General features: G+C 67.2%; 25 protein-coding genes. 19 read left to right on the forward strand and 6 right to left on the reverse strand.

Translation table 11 applies throughout. The annotated features are described in order from the left end of the window. Positions 1-187: 187 nt before the first annotated feature. Positions 188-529, forward strand: coding sequence for a hypothetical protein (locus tag CXB49_RS21135; RefSeq protein ID WP_101710200.1), 342 nt, complete (start codon positions 188-190; stop codon positions 527-529). 297 nt (positions 530-826) lie between these two features. Further along, a complete protein-coding gene (locus tag CXB49_RS21140; RefSeq protein ID WP_101710201.1) occupies positions 827-1045 on the forward strand; it encodes a hypothetical protein in 219 nt (72 codons plus the stop codon). Positions 1046-1085: 40 nt separating this feature from the next. Here CXB49_RS21140 and CXB49_RS21145 read toward each other — a convergent pair whose 3' ends face one another. Continuing rightward, entirely contained in the window at positions 1086-1856 is a 771-nt protein-coding gene (locus CXB49_RS21145) for an SDR family NAD(P)-dependent oxidoreductase (protein ID WP_101710202.1), read from the reverse strand. 103 nt (positions 1857-1959) lie between these two features. Here CXB49_RS21145 and CXB49_RS21150 point away from each other — a divergent pair, with 103 nt between their 5' ends. The 9 genes from CXB49_RS21150 (at position 1960) to CXB49_RS21190 (ending at position 7607) form a co-directional block, all read left to right on the forward strand. Continuing rightward, on the forward strand, positions 1960-2304 hold the full coding sequence (locus CXB49_RS21150; protein WP_101710801.1) for a helix-turn-helix domain-containing protein: 345 nt from the start codon (positions 1960-1962) through the stop codon (positions 2302-2304). 104 nt (positions 2305-2408) lie between these two features. Further along, a complete protein-coding gene (locus CXB49_RS24375; RefSeq protein ID WP_158300984.1) occupies positions 2409-3719 on the forward strand; it encodes a glycosyltransferase in 1311 nt (436 codons plus the stop codon). A gap of 11 nt (positions 3720-3730) precedes the next feature. Then, positions 3731-4129, forward strand: a complete 399-nt coding sequence (locus CXB49_RS21160) for an MAPEG family protein (protein ID WP_101710204.1) — start codon at positions 3731-3733, stop codon at positions 4127-4129. Between the two features lie 73 nt (positions 4130-4202). After that, positions 4203-4391 carry a DUF3079 domain-containing protein gene (locus CXB49_RS21165; RefSeq protein WP_101710205.1) on the forward strand — a complete coding sequence of 63 codons (189 nt, stop codon included), beginning with the start codon at positions 4203-4205 and terminating at the stop codon, positions 4389-4391. 89 nt (positions 4392-4480) lie between these two features. Further along, complete coding sequence (locus CXB49_RS21170; protein ID WP_233492877.1) at positions 4481-5668, forward strand: alkaline phosphatase family protein; 1188 nt, start codon at positions 4481-4483, stop codon at positions 5666-5668. A gap of 31 nt (positions 5669-5699) precedes the next feature. Further along, positions 5700-6215: a DUF2867 domain-containing protein gene (locus tag CXB49_RS21175; RefSeq protein WP_101710206.1), complete on the forward strand. Its 516-nt coding sequence runs from the start codon at positions 5700-5702 to the stop codon at positions 6213-6215. 100 nt (positions 6216-6315) lie between these two features. Further along, a complete protein-coding gene (locus CXB49_RS21180; RefSeq protein WP_101710207.1) occupies positions 6316-6606 on the forward strand; it encodes a putative quinol monooxygenase in 291 nt (96 codons plus the stop codon). Between the two features lie 5 nt (positions 6607-6611). Further along, entirely contained in the window at positions 6612-7145 is a 534-nt protein-coding gene (locus CXB49_RS21185; RefSeq protein ID WP_101710208.1) for a hypothetical protein, read from the forward strand. Positions 7146-7217: 72 nt separating this feature from the next. Then, positions 7218-7607, forward strand: a complete 390-nt coding sequence (locus CXB49_RS21190) for a YkgJ family cysteine cluster protein (RefSeq protein ID WP_101710209.1) — start codon at positions 7218-7220, stop codon at positions 7605-7607. A 162-nt stretch (positions 7608-7769) separates the two neighbouring features. Here the strand turns inward: CXB49_RS21190 and CXB49_RS21195 are convergent, their stop codons facing one another. The 4 genes from CXB49_RS21195 to CXB49_RS21210 form a co-directional block, all read right to left on the reverse strand. Beyond that, positions 7770-7958, reverse strand: a complete 189-nt coding sequence (locus CXB49_RS21195; RefSeq protein WP_101710210.1) for a hypothetical protein — start codon at positions 7956-7958, stop codon at positions 7770-7772. 224 nt (positions 7959-8182) lie between these two features. After that, entirely contained in the window at positions 8183-8656 is a 474-nt protein-coding gene (locus tag CXB49_RS21200; RefSeq protein ID WP_101710211.1) for a glycine zipper family protein, read from the reverse strand. A 16-nt stretch (positions 8657-8672) separates the two neighbouring features. Continuing rightward, positions 8673-9107: a hypothetical protein gene (locus CXB49_RS21205; RefSeq protein ID WP_101710212.1), complete on the reverse strand. Its 435-nt coding sequence runs from the start codon at positions 9105-9107 to the stop codon at positions 8673-8675. Between the two features lie 77 nt (positions 9108-9184). Then, positions 9185-9631 carry a Spy/CpxP family protein refolding chaperone gene (locus tag CXB49_RS21210; protein WP_158300985.1) on the reverse strand — a complete coding sequence of 149 codons (447 nt, stop codon included), beginning with the start codon at positions 9629-9631 and terminating at the stop codon, positions 9185-9187. A gap of 159 nt (positions 9632-9790) precedes the next feature. On the opposite strand from CXB49_RS21210, the gene CXB49_RS21215 reads away from it, so the two are divergent. From CXB49_RS21215 to CXB49_RS21250, 8 genes are all read left to right on the forward strand, one after another. Next, positions 9791-12061, forward strand: coding sequence for a DUF3141 domain-containing protein (locus CXB49_RS21215; RefSeq protein ID WP_233492878.1), 2271 nt, complete (start codon positions 9791-9793; stop codon positions 12059-12061). 155 nt (positions 12062-12216) lie between these two features. Next, entirely contained in the window at positions 12217-12477 is a 261-nt protein-coding gene (locus tag CXB49_RS21220) for a VF530 family DNA-binding protein (RefSeq protein ID WP_101710214.1), read from the forward strand. A 76-nt stretch (positions 12478-12553) separates the two neighbouring features. Next, complete coding sequence (locus CXB49_RS21225; protein ID WP_101710215.1) at positions 12554-13123, forward strand: DUF4337 domain-containing protein; 570 nt, start codon at positions 12554-12556, stop codon at positions 13121-13123. A gap of 100 nt (positions 13124-13223) precedes the next feature. Further along, positions 13224-13835, forward strand: coding sequence for a glutathione transferase GstA (gstA, locus tag CXB49_RS21230; protein ID WP_101710216.1), 612 nt, complete (start codon positions 13224-13226; stop codon positions 13833-13835). 111 nt (positions 13836-13946) lie between these two features. Continuing rightward, positions 13947-14279, forward strand: coding sequence for a nucleotide pyrophosphohydrolase (locus CXB49_RS21235; protein ID WP_101710217.1), 333 nt, complete (start codon positions 13947-13949; stop codon positions 14277-14279). A 56-nt stretch (positions 14280-14335) separates the two neighbouring features. Next, a complete protein-coding gene (locus CXB49_RS21240; protein ID WP_101710218.1) occupies positions 14336-15058 on the forward strand; it encodes an NAD-dependent protein deacylase in 723 nt (240 codons plus the stop codon). Between the two features lie 74 nt (positions 15059-15132). Next, entirely contained in the window at positions 15133-15936 is an 804-nt protein-coding gene (locus tag CXB49_RS21245) for a mechanosensitive ion channel family protein (protein WP_101710219.1), read from the forward strand. 114 nt (positions 15937-16050) lie between these two features. Then, positions 16051-16770, forward strand: coding sequence for a hypothetical protein (locus CXB49_RS21250; protein ID WP_101710220.1), 720 nt, complete (start codon positions 16051-16053; stop codon positions 16768-16770). A 60-nt stretch (positions 16771-16830) separates the two neighbouring features. Here CXB49_RS21250 and CXB49_RS21255 read toward each other — a convergent pair whose 3' ends face one another. Next, entirely contained in the window at positions 16831-17448 is a 618-nt protein-coding gene (locus tag CXB49_RS21255) for a short chain dehydrogenase (protein WP_101710221.1), read from the reverse strand. Positions 17449-17455 lie beyond the last annotated feature (7 nt).

The raw sequence follows: 17455 nt of genomic DNA on the forward strand, positions 1-17455 counted from the left end.
GTCGCACGTAGGGTGCGTCATCCCGAAGGGGCGACGCACCGAAACCGCGGTTTGTTGACAACAAGGGCAGGCCTTTATGGCCTGCTTTTTTATTGCCGTCCGAGCAAGGTTAAGTGTCTTGGGATGGATTTCGTCCTATTTTTACCTGGAGTGATATAGCAGGCTTATTGTCAGAGGGGGCTGGTAAATGAGATTCGTAGTCGCATTTTTGATGTCGGTAATATTGGCTGGATGTGCCGATACGGGGCCGATGAAGATTGCCAAGGACACGTACAGTATCTCCGTTAGAGTTCCTTTTTCTGGCCCATCAGGAGCAAAGGGCGATGCGTTAAGGGAGGCAAATGGGTTTTGCGCTTCTCAAAACAAACAGTTGCTGCTTCAAAGTGAAAATTCTTATGAGTGCGCACTTCATGGTGGTTGCGGTGAGGCGGAGATAACGTTTCTTTGCCTGTCGGAAAAAGATCCGCGATATTCTATTCCGCAGCAAATGCGTAAAGATAATGGCGTCATCACGATACAGAATCGGTAACTATTTCGGTTCCACTGTGCGTCGGTAGCAACTGGAAGACCTGCTGCACGAGATTGAGGCGCCTCCGATGCAGCGGCCGGGCAAGCACGTAGGGTGCGTCACCCCAAAGGGGCGACGCACCGGACGATGCCGCCTTCCGATCAAGATCGCCTGCGTGTCGCAATGACAGCGCAGGCGATTTTTTTGGCGGATTTGGCTGTCGCGCTTGGCATGCGGCGCAAAGGCCGGCGACATGGCGTTGTGCCGAAGGCGGTCGATCTGCAATCATGAGTTCTCGAGCGCAACGGAGGCCCATGGATGCAAACCTATCGATTCACGGTCTACGGCCAGATCATCGCGGTGGAGCGGCATGGTTCCGGCTGGCGGACTTTCCTGCCCGGCAACGACGGCAAGCGCCGGCCCGCCGATTTCGTCGTCCCCGACTGGGTGACGGAAGACGGCTTGGCGCAGTATCTGGAAGACCTGCTTCACGAGAACGCGACGCCGCGCAACGGCGACGTCAGACAGCTCGATTGAGACCCCCGATGCAGCGGCCGGGCAAGCCGGCCGCTGCCGCCTAGTTCCTGCCCGCCATCACGCCGCCGTCCACGTCCAGCACCGTGCCGGTGATCCAGCCGGCCTTGTCCGACAGCAGGAACGCTATCGCGTCGGCGATGTCGTCGGCGGTGCCGATGCGGCCCAGCGGGTGGAAATCGTTGAAGCCGGCCAGCGTGGCCGCGATCTCGTCCTCGGCGATGAAGGACTTGTAGATGCCGGACAGCACCACCGCCGGCGCCACCGCGTTGACGCGGATGCCGTCGCCGGCCAGCTCCATCGCCATGTGCTGGGTGAGGGCGTGCAGGCCGGCCTTCTGCATCGAGTAGGCCGACGACGGCGTGGCCTTCACCGCCTGGTGCGCCCACATCGAGCCGATGTTGACGATGGCGCCGCCGCCGTGGCGGCGCATATTGCGCGCCACCGCCTGGCTGATGAAGAAGAAGGCCTTGTTGATGTCCAGCTGGCGGTCGTAATCCTGTTCGCTGTGTTCCAGGAAGCCCACCGGCTGGAAGAAGCCGGCGGCGTTGACCAGTTCGGCGATGGCGCGCGGCTCGGCGTCCAGCCTGGCGATGAAGGCGCGCACTTGTTCCGCCTGGTAGAGGTCCACCTCGGCGGTTTCGACGCGGCCGCCGGTGTCGGCTTCCAGTTCCGCCTTGGCGGCGGCCAGGCGGCCGGCGTCGTGAGCCAGGATCAGCACCGTGCGGCCCTGGCGCAGCAAGCGGCGCGCGCTTTCCTTGCCCATGCCGCTGGAACCGCCGACGATGAGGGAGAGGGTGGGGGAATGTGTCATGCTTTGCTCCGGATGGGGGTGAGGTATGGCCAGTCTGGATGCCGCCCCGGGCGTTGAAAAGCAGGCACAAAACGGTAAGCCGCTTACTTTTTGGTACAGATTGATGATGGATCAGGAAAAGTTTTTTTCCCGCAAGACGCCGCCGGCGCGCAGCGCGCGCATGGTGGAGAGCATCTATGGCTGCAAATGGTCGCTGACCGTCTACCAGCTGCTGGCGGCGGGCATCAACCGTCCGGGCGAAATGGTGCGGCGGACCGACGGCCTGAGCACCAAGGTGTTGAACGAATGCCTGCGCCGCAATATGGAGTTCGGCATCCTGGAGCGGGTGGCCTTCGACGAGTCGCCGCCGCGGGTGGAGTACCGGGTCACGCCGTTCGGCGGCAAATTCATGCGGGTGCTGGACGAGCTGGAAAAGCTGCAGCGCGAGCTGGAGCCGCCCGGCGGCTGATCAGCGGCTTTAAAATGACATTTCCATTTTTACGGCGCGGTGGCATGCTTGCTCCTGGGGCCGGCCTCGTCCGGCCGCAGGCTCTATGGGCTTGGGGAGGCGGAATGGAGATGGTCGACAGGCAGGAGGCGACGGGAGAGGACGATCCGTTATGGGTCCTGGCTTGCAGCGGCACCGGCGGGGACATCCTGCCCTTCATCGCCGTCGGCCGGCAGCTGGCCGCGCGCGGCCATCGCGTGCGGCTGCTGACGCCGGCGCCTTACGTCGACTGGGTGGCCAGCCATGGCCTGGCCTGCGACGGTTTCGGCTCGGAACAGGCGTTCCTGGCCTGTCTGGACAATCCGGACCTGTGGGACGAGCGCAAGGGCTTCGCCGTGGTGTGGCAGAGCGTGGCGCCGTATCTGCAGGTCCTGCGCGAGCTGGCGGCGCGGGAGTCCGGCCGCTGCCACCTGATCTGCCATCCCATCATGCTGGCGGCCGCGAATCTGGCCAAGGCGGCCCGTCCCGGCATCAAGGTGGCCGCGCTGCACCTGGCGCCGTCCGGCCTGTGCAGCAGCCATGAATTCCCCGCGCTGGGCTCGCTGGTCTTGCCGGCGTGGCTGCCGCTGGCCTGGAAGCGCCGGCTGTGGCGCTGGGTTTACCGTTTTTGGCTGGATCCCATCATGCTGCCGGCCTTGAACGCCGCGCGCCGGGACATGGCCCTGCCGCCGCTGGACAGTTTCGACAGCCTGCTGCGCGGGACGCCGGACGCGGTGCTCGGCCTGTTTCCGTCCTGGTTCGCCGCCACGCAGCCGGACTGGCCGGCACCGTATTTCGAAGCCGGCTTCCCGCCAGTGCCGACAGGGCCGGCGGCCGAACTGTCGGCGGAGCTGCAGGCCTTTCTCGACGCGGGTCCGGCGCCGGTGGCCTTCACGCCCGGCACCGGGCACAAGCATGCCGGCCGCTATTTCGAGTCGGCGCTGGCGGCGTTGGCCCGCTGCGGCCGGCGCGGCCTGTTGATCACGCCGCATCGGGAGCAGGTGCCCGAGAGCCTGCCGCCCGACGTGCTCTGGCTGCCGCACGCGCCTTTCGAGCTGCTGCTGCCCAGGCTGGCGGCGCTGGCGCATCACGGCGGGATAGGCACGTGCGCCGCGGCCTTCCGCGCCGGCGTGCCGCAACTGATCTGTCCGTACGCGTTCGACCAGTTCGACAATGGCTGGCGCGCGCGCCGGCTGGGCGTGGCGGAAACGGTGCCGGCCGGCAAGCTGACGGCCGGGACGATGGCGGCGGCGCTGCGGCGTCTGCTGGCTTCCGAGCCGGTGGCCGAGTCCTGCGCGCGGACGGCGGGGCTGGCTGGGGCCGGATCGGCCTTTGCCGCGGCGGAACGACTGGAGCAGGCCCTGGGCCTGCGCGTGAGCCGGCCGCTGCCGGCCTGATGGGGGAAACCATGATCTACCCGATGTTCGCGTTGGTATTGCTGACCTTTTTCGTCGGCATCCGCCTGGGCGCCACCCGTTTCGCCAATGCCCGTTCCGGACGGGTCAAGGGCGGCTATTACCGGCTGATGCAGGGCGACACGCCGCCGGACGGCGAATTGAAGCTGGCGCGCAACTTCTCCAATCTGTTCGAGGGGCCGGTGCTGTTCTACGCTTTCGGCGCCATCGTCATCGCCAAGAACCTGGCCGCGCCGCTGCCGTTGGCGCTGGCCTGGGGCTATGTCGCGCTGCGCGCGGTCCATACCGCGATCCATCTGGGCCGCAATCACCCCATCCACCGTTTCCTGGCCTTTCTGGTGTCCAGCATCCTGCTGCTGGCGATGTGGGGCTGGCTGGCACTGGTCCTGTGAGCGTGGCCGGCTGTGCCGGCGACGCTTATTCCAGATCAATGCCGAGTGAGGGAGACGGCCGCACAATGCGGGCATGCTACCCGCCACGGCCAAGAAATTTCCCCTCCATCCCCGCCACCCCGAGCGCGTCTGCTGGGGCTGCGACAAGTATTGCCCGGCCTCGGACATGGCCTGCGGCAACGGCAGCAGCCGCACCCAGCACCCGGTGGAGATTTTCGGCGAAGACTGGTTCGAGCCGGCCGAGACGGACAAGCGCGGCTGATAAACCGGTTTTGCCGCCGGCCGACCCGCGTTGACGCGGCGCCGCGCGCTGTCGAGAATGGGGTTTTCGACCTGCCGATGAGGGCTCAGATGATCGATCTGGCGTGTCCCGGCGCCGCCTGGCCTGACTACCGTGGCGGCAGCCTGCTCAATCTGATGCAAACGCTGAGCGGCGAGCTCGGCGGCCCCGACCTAGGCCATGCGCCGTTGCGCGGCGACGCGCTGGACGGCATCGGCCGCCACCGCCACGTCTGCCTGTTGCTGATAGACGGCCTGGGCGCCGCGCAATTGCGGCGGCTGGGGCCGGACAGCCGCTTGCGGGCCGGGCTGAGGGACGAGATAAGCAGCGTGTTTCCGCCGACCACCGCCGCCGCCGTCACCACGGTGCTGACCGGCCGCGCGCCGGCCGAGCATGGACTGATAGGCTGGCACCAGCTGCACGGCGACGAGATCGTCGCGCCGCTGCCCTTGTATGTGCGCCATCCGGCGGGCAGCGCCAACGCGCCGCAGGCGCTGGCCGACTCCTTGTTTCGCGCGCCGCCGCTGTTCGAGCGCTTCATCCGTCCGGCGGCCTTGCTGCTGCCCGATTTCATCGCCGACTCGCCATGCAGCCGTTTCCACGCCGGCGCTGCCGAGCGCGTCGCCTACCACGGCCTGGACGACGGTTTTGGCCAGTTGCAGGCGCGGCTGCGATCGACGACGCCGGGCTTCCACTATCTGTACCTGCCGCAGCTGGACACGCTGATGCACGAGCGCGGGCCGGATTCGGCGCAGGCGCGGCGACTGCTGGCGGCGATAGACGCCGCTTTCGCCGCGCTGCTGGAGACGGCGGCGGCTTGCGACGCCGCGGTGGTGGCCATCGCCGACCACGGTTTCGTCGCCGCGCCGGCGTCGCAATGGCTGGACGTCGACGCCGACGCCGAACTGTACGGCCTGCTGGCGCGGCCGCTGTCCGGCGAGACCCGGCTGGCCTACTGTCATGCGCGGCCCGGCTGCGCCGGCCGTTTTGTCGAACTGGCCCGCGAGCGCCTCGACCACGCTTGCTGGGCCGTGCCCAGCGCCGAGTTGCTGGCCGCCGGCGTGTTCGGCCCCGGGACGGCGCATCCGGAGCTGGCGCGCCGCTGCGGCGATGTCGCGCTGATCGCCAAGCCGGGCTGGAATCTGCGCGACACGCTGCCGGGCGAGAAAACCTTGCGGCTGGCCGGCGTGCATGCCGGCGTCCATCCGGACGAGCAGGCGATTCCATTGATCGCATGCCGTCCGGTGCCAATGGCATAATATGGATATCTGTGCAAACCGGGAGCGGGTCATGAGCCATGCCGTGTATCTTTCCGCCGCGCCGAGCGGCAGCCGCATCGCCGCGCGGCTGTCCGGCGCCCATTTCGCCGATGCCTGGTCGGTCAGGGCCGCCGAGCCGCAATTGCCGGCGCTGGGCCAGTTTCTGCGCGTGGCCGCCGCGACGCCGCGCTGGGTGGAGAACTGCATGCGCTTGCGCAACCGCGTGGTGCGCCTGTTCGGCCTGAAGGACCTGGGTGGTCTGTCCGATGTGGCGGCGCGGCCGCCGGAAGCGTTCCGGCCCGGCGACCGGGTCGGCATCTTCACGCTGCTGGAGAACGGCGAGGACGAGGTCCTGCTTGGCGACAGCGACAAGCATCTGGACGTGGTGCTGTCGGTGCACCGCGCGCCGCAGGACGACGGCGGGGCGGTGCTGACGCTGACCACGGTGGTCCATGTGCACAATCTGCTGGGTCGGCTGTACATGCTGCCGGTGACGCCGATGCACAGGCTGATCGCGCCGGCGACCTTGCGCGCGGCCGGGCGCTAGCGTCTGTTGCCGATCTTTTTTTTGGGCGCCCAAAGCGGCGTCAGGCCGGTGGCGCCTGCCGCCATCATGACATTTCCGGTTTTTTAACAAAGGACGCCGCATGTTTCCGTTGATCGTCACCCTGGAAGTTTCCGCCGTCGAAGATATCCCGTCGGTGGCCGCCGCGCTGACGCGGATGCGGCCGCTGTGTCTGGCCGAGCCGGGCTGCCTGCTGTGGGAGGCCTACCATTCCGAGGCAGACTCCCGGCAGTTCGTGCTGGTCGAGCACTGGGAAAGCCGCGCGCACTGGGAGGCGCACGGTAAGCTGGACGCGATCCAGACCATCTACCTGCCGGAGGTGCTGCCGCGCGCCAAGCGGGCCGGTCATCCGTCCATCCGGCTTGGCGCCTGAAGCCAATGACGGCGCCCTTGCCCGGCCGGGTGTTGATCGTCGGCGGCAGCGGCGCGGGCAAGAGCACGCTTGCGGCCCAGCTGGCCACCGCGTCCGGCGCGCCGCTGACCGAGCTGGATGTCTTGTTCTGGGGGCCGAACTGGACGCGGCGAGAAGCGTTTTCCGCCGACGTGGCGGCGCTGGTGGAGCAGCCGCGCTGGGTGGTGGAAGGCGGCTATGCGTCCGCGCTGGAGCGTTTGCTGCCGCGTGCGGAACTGGTGATCTGGCTGGACTATCCCCGTTCGCTGCTGGCCTGGCGCATCGTGCGGCGCAGCCTGCGTCGGGCCTGGCGGCGGGAGGTGTTGGCGCATGGCAACCGCGAGACCTTGCGCGGCGCGCTGTTTTCTCGCGATTCCCTGCTGCTGTGGATGTGGCGCGGCCATGTTCGCCATTGTCTGGCGCTGTCGACCTTGAGGGACGCGCATCCCGAAGCGGCCTGGCTGGCGCCTCGCAGCCCATCAGAAGCCAGGCTGCTGCTGGCCGGCATCTTGCCGTCTTGAGCCATCGTCCGTAGAATGCGCGCTTTCCCGTCATGGGAAAGCTTTGCGTATTCAATGTGTTAAGGATGAGCCGTGGCCGACGTCAATCGCCTGGAAACCTGGATCAAGTACAAGAACGGCCTGTGCGGCGATTGCATGGCCTCCTGTTGCACGATGCCGGTGGAAGTGAAGCTGCCGGATTTGGTCCGTATCGGCGTCGTCGACGAGTTCGAGCTGGAAGAGCCGATCAAGAACATCGCCAAGCGGCTGGAAAAGCAGCGGGTGATCCAGCATTTCAATTTCAAGAACAGCCTGTTCACGCTGGCGCAGCGCGCCAACGGCGATTGCCTGTACCTGGACGCCGGAACCCGGCTGTGCACCATCTACGACAAGCGGCCCAATACCTGCCGCAATCATCCGAAGATAGGCCCGAAGCCGGGCTTCTGCGCCTATACCCGCGACAGCCGGCCGCGGCGGCCATAGTCCCGGCCGGCGGCGTTCCACGTGAAACAGGCTGCGTCAGTTGAACGATGATCCGTTCCGGTGGCGGGGAGGATGGCTGGAGACCGGTGGCTGTGCGCCGCCGGGGCGGGAACGCCATCGGGCGGAAACGGCGCCCGGCTGTCCAACCGGGCGCGATGGCGACTACTGCTGGGCGGGTGTCGGCGCCTGTTGAGCGGCCGGCGCGTCTATCATCCGCATATCGTGCAGCGACAGCGGCACGCTGGGCTGCACGACGGCCGTGTCGAACGGGCGGCAATTGGCATCCTGGGCGCTGGCGATGCCGGTGACCAGAAACAGGCCGGCCAATAGGGAGGTATACAGTCTGGACATGGCGGGATCCTTTTTGCTTGTTGACGGATGTGCTGTCCCCTGAGTTTCAGACCCGGTGAGGCGAAAGAAACGCCGGTGGGCACTTCCAGTATCGCCAACGATTCGACTGCTGTTAGTGCGGAAGATTCTCTTTTTTCCTCAATATGTTAATTGGTTTGTCCTGGTCTGGATAAATTGACCGGAGCATGCCGGCGCGAGCAAAAAGCGTCGCGCCGGCGCATCGCCTACATCGGCGGCGGAGGCGGATAGCCGGCGCGCGGCGGCGGATAGGACGGCGCCAGCCGCTGGCCCGGCAGCTGATTGCCCTTGGCGTACATGCATTGCTGGTAGGCGATGTTGTAGCGGGTCTGGGCATCGTAGCCGGCGTAGGCGCCGTTGGAGCCGCCGACGGCGGTGCCGGCCAGCAGGCCCATGCCGGCGCCGACGCCGGCGCCCTGGTGGTTGCCGCCGATCAGCGTGCCGGCCGCCGCGCCGACCACGGTGCCCAGCGCCATATTGGTGGCCAGATTGGTGCTGGACGCCTGGTTGCCGTCGACGCTGTTGCCGGCGGCGTAGGCGCGGCATTGCTGCTCTTCCTGGGCGAACACCTCGAACGGCTTGCCCGGCGCCGGCATCACCGCCACGGTGGGGCCGGTCGGCAGCGTGGTGCAGGCCGCCAGCAGCGGCGGCAGCAACAGCGCGTAATAGCGTGTCTTCATCGCGATTCCTTTCCCGTTATTGCGGCGGCCGCGCCGGCACGGTCTTCCAGCCGCCCGGACATTCGCTGACATACGGGTAGTACTGTTTGGCCGCCCTGCAGTAGTACCAGACCTGGGCCGGTTCCTGCGGCGCGACGGCGACGGGAGGCGCGGCCGGCGCCATCGGCACGGCGGGCGCGAGCGGCACCGGCGCCACGGCGATGACCGGCGGCGCGTACAGGCTGGGATAGGGATAGACCGGCGCGGTATAGAAGTACCAGGCGCCGCCGACGACCCACCACCAGCCCATCCGGCCCTGATAATAGCCGTGGTGCCAGTTGCCGCCGCGCCAGACATTGATGCTGATGTGCGGCGGCCCGCCGTGGTGGTAATACGCCTCGGCCGGGGTGACGGCGGCCACGGCCAGCGTGGCGGCCAGCAACGCGCCGCTCAAGCGGATGCAGCCTTTCATGATGAGCCTCTTTCTGCTGGATTCATCGTTGCCGCCGACCCGCTGACGCCGGGCCGGCCGCGTCGAACGCCTGCGTCTCAGCCGTTGGCCGGCGCGGGCATCTCGAACTTGCCATGGGGCTTGCCGTGCGGGCGGTGCAGGTGGTCCATGGTCTTCTGCTGCTCAGGCGTCAGCTGGGCATAGAAGGTTTTCAGCGCGTCCAGATGCTTCTGCATCGCGTCCTGATGGCGCTGCATCATCCGCTCCATCTTTTCCGGCGCGGTCTCGTTTTCGTTCATCGGCGGCTTGGCCATCTTCTGCGGCTTCATCGATGCGGTGAAAGTCTGCCAGGCGGCCTCCTGCTGCGGCTGGATCTTCAGTTTGTCGTGCAGCATCTGCAGGTGCTTGGCGCGCATTTCCTCGCGTTTGGCCGGGTCCATGTGCCAGCCCTTGTGTTGCGGGGCGGCGGCCGGCGCGTCGTCGGCGTAGGCGGAGCCGGCGAGCAACAGGCCGGCGACGAGCAGGGGTTTGATCAGCTTGGTCATGGTCTTGTTCCTTCCGCTATCGGTTTGGGTGAATGCAGTATTGGCGGCAATTGTCAGGCTAGTTTTTCGCGAAAAATCACTTGTGTTTATGACTGTTAACCGGCAATGCCTTGTTGACATTTATCCGGCCGGCAGTGCGCCGCGCCGCCGTGGACTACAGTGAAGACGGATGACAACCGGGAGAACGGCATGGCCGAAGGGGAAAAAACGGGCTGGTGGTGGTGGGGGCAGCATTGGGCGGATTACTGGACCGACGCGGCCCAGCGCGGCCTGTTGTTTTGCGATGTGCTGCGCGAGCGCGGCGACACGTATCGGGAGCATGCGGCCTCCGGCCATCCGCCGGTGCTGGTGTTTGAATACGACATCATCGTCGACGGCCGCGAGCTGGAACAGCCGGTCAATTACGCGCTGGCGGCGATCCGGCCGCCGGCCAGCAGCCCGCCGACCGATCCGGGCCTGCGGCCCTTCGTGGTGATAGACCCGCGCGCCGGCCACGGTCCCGGCATCGGCGGCTTCAAGATGGACAGCGAGATCGGCATCGCGCTGCGCCAGGGCCATCCGTGCTACTTCGTGATGTTCTTCCCGGTGCCGGTGGAGGGCCAGACCATAGAATGCGTCTGGCGCGCCGAAAAGGCCTTTCTGAAAAAGGTCAACGAGCTGCACCCGAGCAGCGCCGGCAAGCCGTTCGCCATCGGCAACTGCCAGGGCGGCTGGGCGCTGGCGATGGTGGCGGCGTCGGCGCCGGAGCTGGTCGGTCCGATACTGCTGGCCGGATCGCCGCTGTCTTACTGGGCCGGCGTTGCCGGCAAGAACCCGATGCGCTACCAGGGCGGCATGCTCGGCGGCACCTGGATGGCCTCGCTGGCCGGCGATCTCGGCAACGGCCAGTTCGACGGCGCGCAGCTGGTCGGCAATTTCGAGCAGCTGGACCCGGCCAACACCTATTGGAACAAGGGCTACCATCTGTACGCCAATATCGATCGCGAGCGCGATCGCTTTCTGGAGTTCGAGCGCTGGTGGGGCGGCCATTTCCTGCTGAACAAGCAGGAAATGGAGTGGATCAGTCAGAACCTGTTCGTCGGCAACCGGCTCAGCCGCGGCGAGGTCTATCTGGAGGACGGCGCGGTGCGCATCGACCTCAGGCAGATCCGTTCGCCCATCATCGTGTTCGCGTCCTGGGGCGACAACATCACGCCGCCGCAGCAGGCGCTGTACTGGATCGCCGACCTCTATCGCGACGTCGAGGACATCCGCGGCAACGAGCAGACCATTGTTTACTGCCTGCACGAGCAGATCGGCCACCTCGGCATCTTCGTTTCCGCCGGCGTCGCCAACAAGGAGCACAGCGAGCTGGCCAGCGCGCTGGACCTGATAGACGTGCTGCCGCCGGGCCTGTACGAGGCGGTGATCACCGACACCCACCCGGAGACGCCTGGCCTGCAATACCTGCAGGGCCGCTATGTGATCCGCTTCGAGCCGCGCGAGGTGTCCGACATCCTGGCGCTGGGCGACGGACGCGACGGCGAGCGCGCCTTCCAGGTGGTGAAGCGGGTGGCCGAGATCAACCAGCAGCTGTACGACTGCTTCGTCTCGCCGTGGCTGCAGGCCGGCAGCACGCCGTGGACCGCGCATCTGCTGCGGGAAATGCATCCGTCGCGTTTCGAGCGGCACTGGTTCTCCAGCGGCAATCCGATGTTGACCGGCCTGGCGGAATGGGCCGAGAAAGCGCGCGCGGCGCGCAAGCCGGTGGCGGCCGACAATCCGTTCTGGCAGTGGCAGCAGACGGTGTCCGATTGGACCGGCAGCTGGCTGGACGGCTGGCGCGACCAGCGCGACGCGCTGAAGGAAATGACGTTCCGCGCCGTCTACGACGCGCCGCTGACCGCCGCGCTGGTGGGCCTGCACCCGAAGCGGCCGTACACGGTGCGCGCCCACGGTGGCGGCTGGGAACGGCAGGAGATGCTGAGGCTGAAGCGGCTGGAGTTGGAGCAGTTCTATTCGGAGGGCGGCGCCGTCGACGGCTTTCTGCGCTTGCTGATCTATGTCGCCATCGGCAACGGCGTGGTGGACGTGCGGCCGTTCAACGCGATACGCCGCGTGATGCAGGACACCGGATTCGGCGAGGAGCTGACGCTGGAGGCGTTCAAGCAGGCGGTGCGACGCCAGACCTGGCTGGTGCGCAACGACGACAAGCGCGCGCTGGCGACGATCAAGGACCTGCTGCCCGACGAGGGGCAGCGGGCGATGGCGCTGGAACTGGTGATGCTGTTGCTGGGCGCGGCCGGACCGATCAGCGTCGAGAAGCAGCAGCGGCTGGGACGAGTGGCGCTGGCGATGGGCATAGACGGCGGCGGCAAGCAGGAGGAGGCGGGCACGCCGCCGGCGCCTGCGCCGAAAAAGGCCAAGCCGCGGCGCAAGGCGGCGCAGTAGCCTCGCCAGCCGGCGGCGATGTCAATCTTGCACGAGCAGCGCGGCCCCGCGGGGCCGTTTTCCGCGTCCGGCATCCGGCGGAAAGCGGCCGGTGCTGGCAGAGACCTTGAACAGGCCTTACACTCGCCGCTTTGCATGAAACGGAGTGGCGCGGCATGAGCACGCAGGCCAATAACCCCACCCACGGCGTCACGCTGGAGAAGATGTTGAACGAGCTGCAGGCGCATTACGGCTGGGACGGTCTGGCGAGCCGCGTCGACATCCGCTGCTTCAGCCACGATCCCAGCATCAAATCCAGCCTGGTGTTTCTGCGCCGCACGCCGTGGGCGCGCGCCCAGGTGGAGGCGCTGTTCGTCGAGATGCGCGCCCGGCCGGTCGATAGCCGTCCAAAGCTGTTCGGCAAAAAGGGCGGCTGACATCCGATTGCAGGCCGGCCGCGTTAAGCTGGACAGAGGCGGCGGATGAGCCGCGCGCCGATGCGAGGGGGAGACCATGGAAGTCGAGATCAGCGTGGAGGCGGAAAAGAAGCGCCTGAACAGCTGGGTGGCGCTGACGGTGGTGCTGCTGTCGGTGCTGATGGGGCTGGGCAAGCTGAAGGACGACAATATCGTCCAGGCGCGCCAGCTGCTGAAGGCGGACGCGGCGGACGGCTGGTCGGAATACCAGGCCAAGAAGATCAAGCAGCACCTGAGCGAGGCGGGCCTGCGCCAGGCCCGGATGCTGGCGCTGGCCAATCCGTCCGCCGCGGCGGCGCTGGCGCCGCAGCAGCATGAGCTGCAGCAGGAAGTGACGCGCTACCAGCGCGACAGCGAGCTGTTGCGCGCGAAGGCCGAGGGCAAGGAGCGGGGGCTGGAGACGCTGAACGCGCGACACGACCTGTTCGACGTCAGCGACGCCGCCTTGTCGATCGCGGTGGCCTGCGCGGCGGTGGCGGCCTTGTCGGCCAATTTGCTGCCGCTGTTCACCGCCTGGGCCTTCGGCGCGGTGGGCGCGCTGTTCTGGCTGGCCGGCTTCGCCGGTTGGGGCCTGCGCGCGGACTGGCTGGTCGGCTTGCTGGGTTGAGCCGGGCGGCCGGGGCCGGCGGGGGCTTGCAATCGGCATGTTTTTGGCTCAGGCTGGGCGCGGTCGTATTTTGTCCCGTCCTCACCACAGGAGCATCGCGATGAAACTGTACTACTCCCCCGGCGCCTGCTCGCTGGCCTCGCATATCGTGTTGTTCGCCAGCGGTCTGCCGTTCAGCGTCGAAAAAGTCGATCTGCGCGCGACGCCGCACACCACCGCCGGCGGCGCCGATTTTTCGGCCATCAATCCCAAGGGCTATGTGCCGGCGCTGCAACTGGACAACGGCGAGTTGCTGACCGAAGGCGCGGCCATCCTGCAGTACATCGCCGATCAGGCGCCGGCCAAGCGCCTGGCGCCGGCCAACGGCACGCTGGAACGCTACCGGCTGCAAGAGTGGCTGAACTTCATCGCCACCGAGGTGCACAAGAATTTCTCGCCGCTGTTCTTCGGCAAGACCGAGGAAGTGAAGGACGACGCCTGGGCGCGGCTGCAGCCGCGTTTCGCGCTGCTGCAGCGCCAGTTGGACAAGACGCCGTACCTGTTGGGCGGCGAGTTCGACGTGGCCGACGCCTATCTGTTCACCTGCCTGTCCTGGGCGCAGTTTGTACAGCGTTCGCTGGCCGATTACCCGGCGTTGCTGGACTTCCTGAAGCGCGTGGCCGCGCTGCCGGCGGCGCAGCAGGCGCTGAAGGCCGAAGGCCTGACCCAGTAGCCGGCGCGCGTTCCGACCCGACGATGCCCGGCGCCGCCGGGCATTTTTCATCGCAGGATGGCAAAGAGGCGCCAAGGCGCTGATGTTTCACGTGAAACCGGAAGTTGTGACATGAAAGACGACACATTGATAGACGCGCGCGGCCTGGGGGCCGCGCTGCAGCGCTTCGCCGACGCGCGCGACTGGAACCGTTATCACTCGCCGCGCAATCTGGTGCTGGCGCTGGTCGGGGAGGTCGGCGAGCTGGCCGAGATCTTCCAGTGGCTGGACGACGACGCGGCGGCCCGGCTGCGAGACGATCCGGCGCGCTTCGCCCATCTGCGCGAAGAGATCGCCGACGTGCTGTTCTATCTGACGCGGCTGGCGATGGTGACCGGGGTGGACCTGGACGAGGCGGCGCGCGACAAGCTGGCCAAGAACGCGATCAAGTATCCAGCGCCTTGACCCTTACGCTATAGTGCCTTTACGGCCGGCGACGGTGGCAAGAGAGCGGCAATGACGTGACACCCGTGCAACAACTGCAGCAATGGATAGACGGCGCGCATCGAATCGCGGTGCTGACCGGCGCCGGCATGAGCACCGAATCCGGCATCCCCGACTTTCGTTCCGCCGATGGCATGTGGGCGCAGAACATGACGCTGACCGAGGTGGTGTCGATAGACTATTTCCGCCGCGCGCCGTCGGCGTTCTGGCAGGCGTTCAGCGACATCTTCCGCATCAAGCTGGCCGGCGGCTACCAGCCCAACGACGGCCACCGCTTTCTCGCCGCGCTGGAGACGGCTGGTAAGGAAGTCACCATCCTGACCCAGAACATAGACGGCCTGCACGGCCGCGCCGGCAACCGCCGGGTGCTGGAGCTGCACGGCACGCTGATGAGCGCCAGCTGTCCCGACTGTCGCATGCCGCATCCGCTGGATTATGTGCAGCGGCACGAGGTGCCGGCCTGCCGCCGCTGCCGCGCGGTGCTGAAGCCGGACGTGGTGCTGTACGGCGAGGCGGTGCCGCTGATAGACGTGGCCTTCGAGGCGGCGCTGAACGCCGAGCTGCTGCTGGTGATGGGTTCGTCGCTGGAGGTGTCGCCGGTCAATCTGATCCCGGTGGAGGCGGCGCGCGCCGGCATACCGTGCGTGCTGATCAACTACACGCCGACCCGCTTCGACACGCTGTTCGACCTCTGCATCCACGCCGGCATCGGCGACACCTGCCGCGAGCTGTCCTGCTGATCCGGCTGGCATGGCGCCGGCGCCGCGCCTATCTTGAGAAAGCCGCTGTCGGCGGCTTTCAAGGGGAATAGGCAATGGATCGCATCAATTGGAATCACTGGCTGGACCTGGCCGTCGCCTTCGGCGGCAACATCGTGTCCGCCATTCTGCTGTGGCTGATCGGCCGCTGGCTGATCGGCTTGTCCACCCGGATGCTGGACGAGCAGCTGAACGCGCGCAAGCTGGATCCGACGCTGCGCCGCTATGCGCACTCCTTCCTGTCGGTGACGCTGACCGTAGTGCTGGTCATCGGCATCCTAGGCTTTTTCGGCGTGCAGACCACCACCTTCGCCGCGGTGATCGCCGCCGCCGGCGTCGCCGTCGGCATGGCCTGGAGCGGCCTGCTGGCCAATTTCGCCGCCGGCATCTTCCTGGTGGTGCTGCGCCCGTTCAAGGTCGGCGATCTGGTGATGGTGGCCGGCATCACCGGCCAGGTCCGGGAGATCGGCCTGTTCGCCACCACGCTGGACACGCCGGACGGGGTGCAGACCCTGGTCGGCAACAACAAGATCTTCTCCGACACCATCCAGAACTACAGCGCCAACGCGGTGCGTCGCGTCGATCTGAAGGCGCAGCTTGCCAGCAGCGCCGACCACGCCCAGGCGATACGGCTGCTGCAGGACGCGCTGGTCCGCATTCCCAATGTGCTGGCCGCGCCGGCGACCGACGTCGGCGTGCTGGAATTCACCGCGCTGGGGCCGGTGTTGGCCGTGCGGCCCTACTGCGCGCCCGAGCACTACTGGCAGGTGTATTTCGACGCCAACCGCGCGATACGCGAAACACTGGGCGCGGCCGGTTTCCCGACGCCGGAGCAGGCGATGGTGGTGCGTCAGGGCTAGCACGCCGTTCCGTCCCCGCCGCTTGAGCCATTTTTACAAGCCCGGCGTCGGCGCTTGCCTTTAAATGCCCCGGCATGCCGCGCGCCCGGCGCGGCGCGGACAGGGGAGAGTGGGATGAAGGTAGGCGTATTGAATGCCGGCTTGCGTCAGTTGGCGGCCGAGGTCGTCGAGCAGGCGGCGAGGGCGGGGCGCGGCCTGGCCGGCATGCTGCGGCGGGTGGCCAATGTGACGGCGACGCCGCCTCGCTCGGCGACGGTGGCGAACGGGCGGAGCGGCTTGGCGGCGCGCCTGCTCGGCGGCCGCCGCGCCGAAGGGCCCGAGCCATCGACGCTGCAGCGGACAGGACCGACGCGCGCGGCCATCCGTCCCGGCGACATCAAGGCGATGCTGCGGGCGCGGCTGGACGGCCTGCGGGAGAATATGGGCGATCCGGTCTATCGCCACCAGGCGCTGGAGTCCACTTACGCGATGATTTACAGCGAGGCCAAGCAGACCTTCTACCGCGCGAACGGCGGCAAGATGCCGGACGGCTATCTGCGGGCGTTAGGCGAGGAGGCGCGCGCGGTCGGCTTGCCGGGCGCGGAAAAGCACGGCGCCTTCATCCCGGCCGGCGACGGCGCCAGCCCCTTCGTCAATTACCTGTTGATCCCGGTGCACAAAGAGTTCGGCCACCGTCTGCGCAACGAGTCGCAGCAGCGTCTGTTCCGCGATCATGCCCGCCAGCTGACGATGGAACTGGTGGCGCCGCACGCCGCGGAACGCGGATGGGAGCCGCCGGCAGCCTTCGCCGCGCGGCTGGAGGCGGTCGGACGGCCCTGGCTCGACCGTCCTTAACGCCGGTTCACTATCTTGTCACGCGCATCGCAGCCGGCCTGCCGGCCGGGCTGCGATGTCCTAGTCCAGCCGGCCCAGCCTGTAGGTCTGGCCGGTCTGGGCGCCCTCTATGCTGAGGCTGTAGGCGCGCGCCACCTGGCGCGCCTCCACCAGCGGCACGCCGCGGAACAGCGGACCGTATTCGGCTTCCGATTCCGCCAGCAGCAAGGGGCTGACCAGATTGATGCGCTGCCGGCGCGGCAGCTCGACGGCGGCGGCGTTGACGAAACCCTCCAGCGCGGCGTTGGCCATATAGACATTGCTCAACAGCGGCACGATGGCCTGCGGCTGCCAGGCGCCGCCGACCAGCGTGAACGAACCGCCGTCGGCCACCTTGTCCAGACCGCGCAGCACCACATTGACCTGGCCCATCAGCTTGGCGTCCAGGCCGACGCGATAGCGCTCGGCGTTCATCTCGGCCAGCGGCCCGACATGGCCGTTGCGGCCGCCGGTGGCCACCGCCACCGCGTCGAGCCGGGGCAGCCGGCCGTACATGGCCGCGATGCTCTGTTCGTCCTCGATGTCCACGCGCACATCGCCGTGATGGCGGCCGGCGACGATCAATTCGTGGCGGCCGGACAGTTCGGCGGCGATGGCGCGGCCGATGTTGCCGCTGCCGCCTATCAGCAGAATCTTCATATCGTTT

This window comes from Chromobacterium sp. ATCC 53434, from assembly GCF_002848345.1.
GTDB lineage: Bacteria > Pseudomonadota > Gammaproteobacteria > Burkholderiales > Chromobacteriaceae > Chromobacterium.

Bases quoted from the DNA above. Each gene is read 5' to 3' on its own strand.
- CXB49_RS21135 (WP_101710200.1), top strand. From the start codon at position 188: ATGAGATTCGTAGTCGCATTTTTGATGTCGGTAATATTGGCTGGATGT.
- CXB49_RS21140 (WP_101710201.1), top strand. From the start codon at position 827: ATGCAAACCTATCGATTCACGGTCTACGGCCAGATCATCGCGGTGGAG.
- CXB49_RS21145 (WP_101710202.1), bottom strand. From the start codon at position 1,856: ATGACACATTCCCCCACCCTCTCCCTCATCGTCGGCGGTTCCAGCGGC.
- CXB49_RS21150 (WP_101710801.1), top strand. From the start codon at position 1,960: ATGATGGATCAGGAAAAGTTTTTTTCCCGCAAGACGCCGCCGGCGCGC.
- CXB49_RS24375 (WP_158300984.1), top strand. From the start codon at position 2,409: ATGGAGATGGTCGACAGGCAGGAGGCGACGGGAGAGGACGATCCGTTA.
- CXB49_RS21160 (WP_101710204.1), top strand. From the start codon at position 3,731: ATGATCTACCCGATGTTCGCGTTGGTATTGCTGACCTTTTTCGTCGGC.
- CXB49_RS21165 (WP_101710205.1), top strand. From the start codon at position 4,203: ATGCTACCCGCCACGGCCAAGAAATTTCCCCTCCATCCCCGCCACCCC.
- CXB49_RS21170 (WP_233492877.1), top strand. From the start codon at position 4,481: ATGATCGATCTGGCGTGTCCCGGCGCCGCCTGGCCTGACTACCGTGGC.
- CXB49_RS21175 (WP_101710206.1), top strand. From the start codon at position 5,700: ATGAGCCATGCCGTGTATCTTTCCGCCGCGCCGAGCGGCAGCCGCATC.
- CXB49_RS21180 (WP_101710207.1), top strand. From the start codon at position 6,316: ATGTTTCCGTTGATCGTCACCCTGGAAGTTTCCGCCGTCGAAGATATC.
- CXB49_RS21185 (WP_101710208.1), top strand. From the start codon at position 6,612: ATGACGGCGCCCTTGCCCGGCCGGGTGTTGATCGTCGGCGGCAGCGGC.
- CXB49_RS21195 (WP_101710210.1), bottom strand. From the start codon at position 7,958: ATGTCCAGACTGTATACCTCCCTATTGGCCGGCCTGTTTCTGGTCACC.
- CXB49_RS21200 (WP_101710211.1), bottom strand. From the start codon at position 8,656: ATGAAGACACGCTATTACGCGCTGTTGCTGCCGCCGCTGCTGGCGGCC.
- CXB49_RS21205 (WP_101710212.1), bottom strand. From the start codon at position 9,107: ATGAAAGGCTGCATCCGCTTGAGCGGCGCGTTGCTGGCCGCCACGCTG.
- CXB49_RS21210 (WP_158300985.1), bottom strand. From the start codon at position 9,631: ATGACCAAGCTGATCAAACCCCTGCTCGTCGCCGGCCTGTTGCTCGCC.
- CXB49_RS21220 (WP_101710214.1), top strand. From the start codon at position 12,217: ATGAGCACGCAGGCCAATAACCCCACCCACGGCGTCACGCTGGAGAAG.
- CXB49_RS21225 (WP_101710215.1), top strand. From the start codon at position 12,554: ATGGAAGTCGAGATCAGCGTGGAGGCGGAAAAGAAGCGCCTGAACAGC.
- gstA (WP_101710216.1), top strand. From the start codon at position 13,224: ATGAAACTGTACTACTCCCCCGGCGCCTGCTCGCTGGCCTCGCATATC.
- CXB49_RS21235 (WP_101710217.1), top strand. From the start codon at position 13,947: ATGAAAGACGACACATTGATAGACGCGCGCGGCCTGGGGGCCGCGCTG.
- CXB49_RS21245 (WP_101710219.1), top strand. From the start codon at position 15,133: ATGGATCGCATCAATTGGAATCACTGGCTGGACCTGGCCGTCGCCTTC.
- CXB49_RS21250 (WP_101710220.1), top strand. From the start codon at position 16,051: ATGAAGGTAGGCGTATTGAATGCCGGCTTGCGTCAGTTGGCGGCCGAG.
- CXB49_RS21255 (WP_101710221.1), bottom strand. From the start codon at position 17,448: ATGAAGATTCTGCTGATAGGCGGCAGCGGCAACATCGGCCGCGCCATC.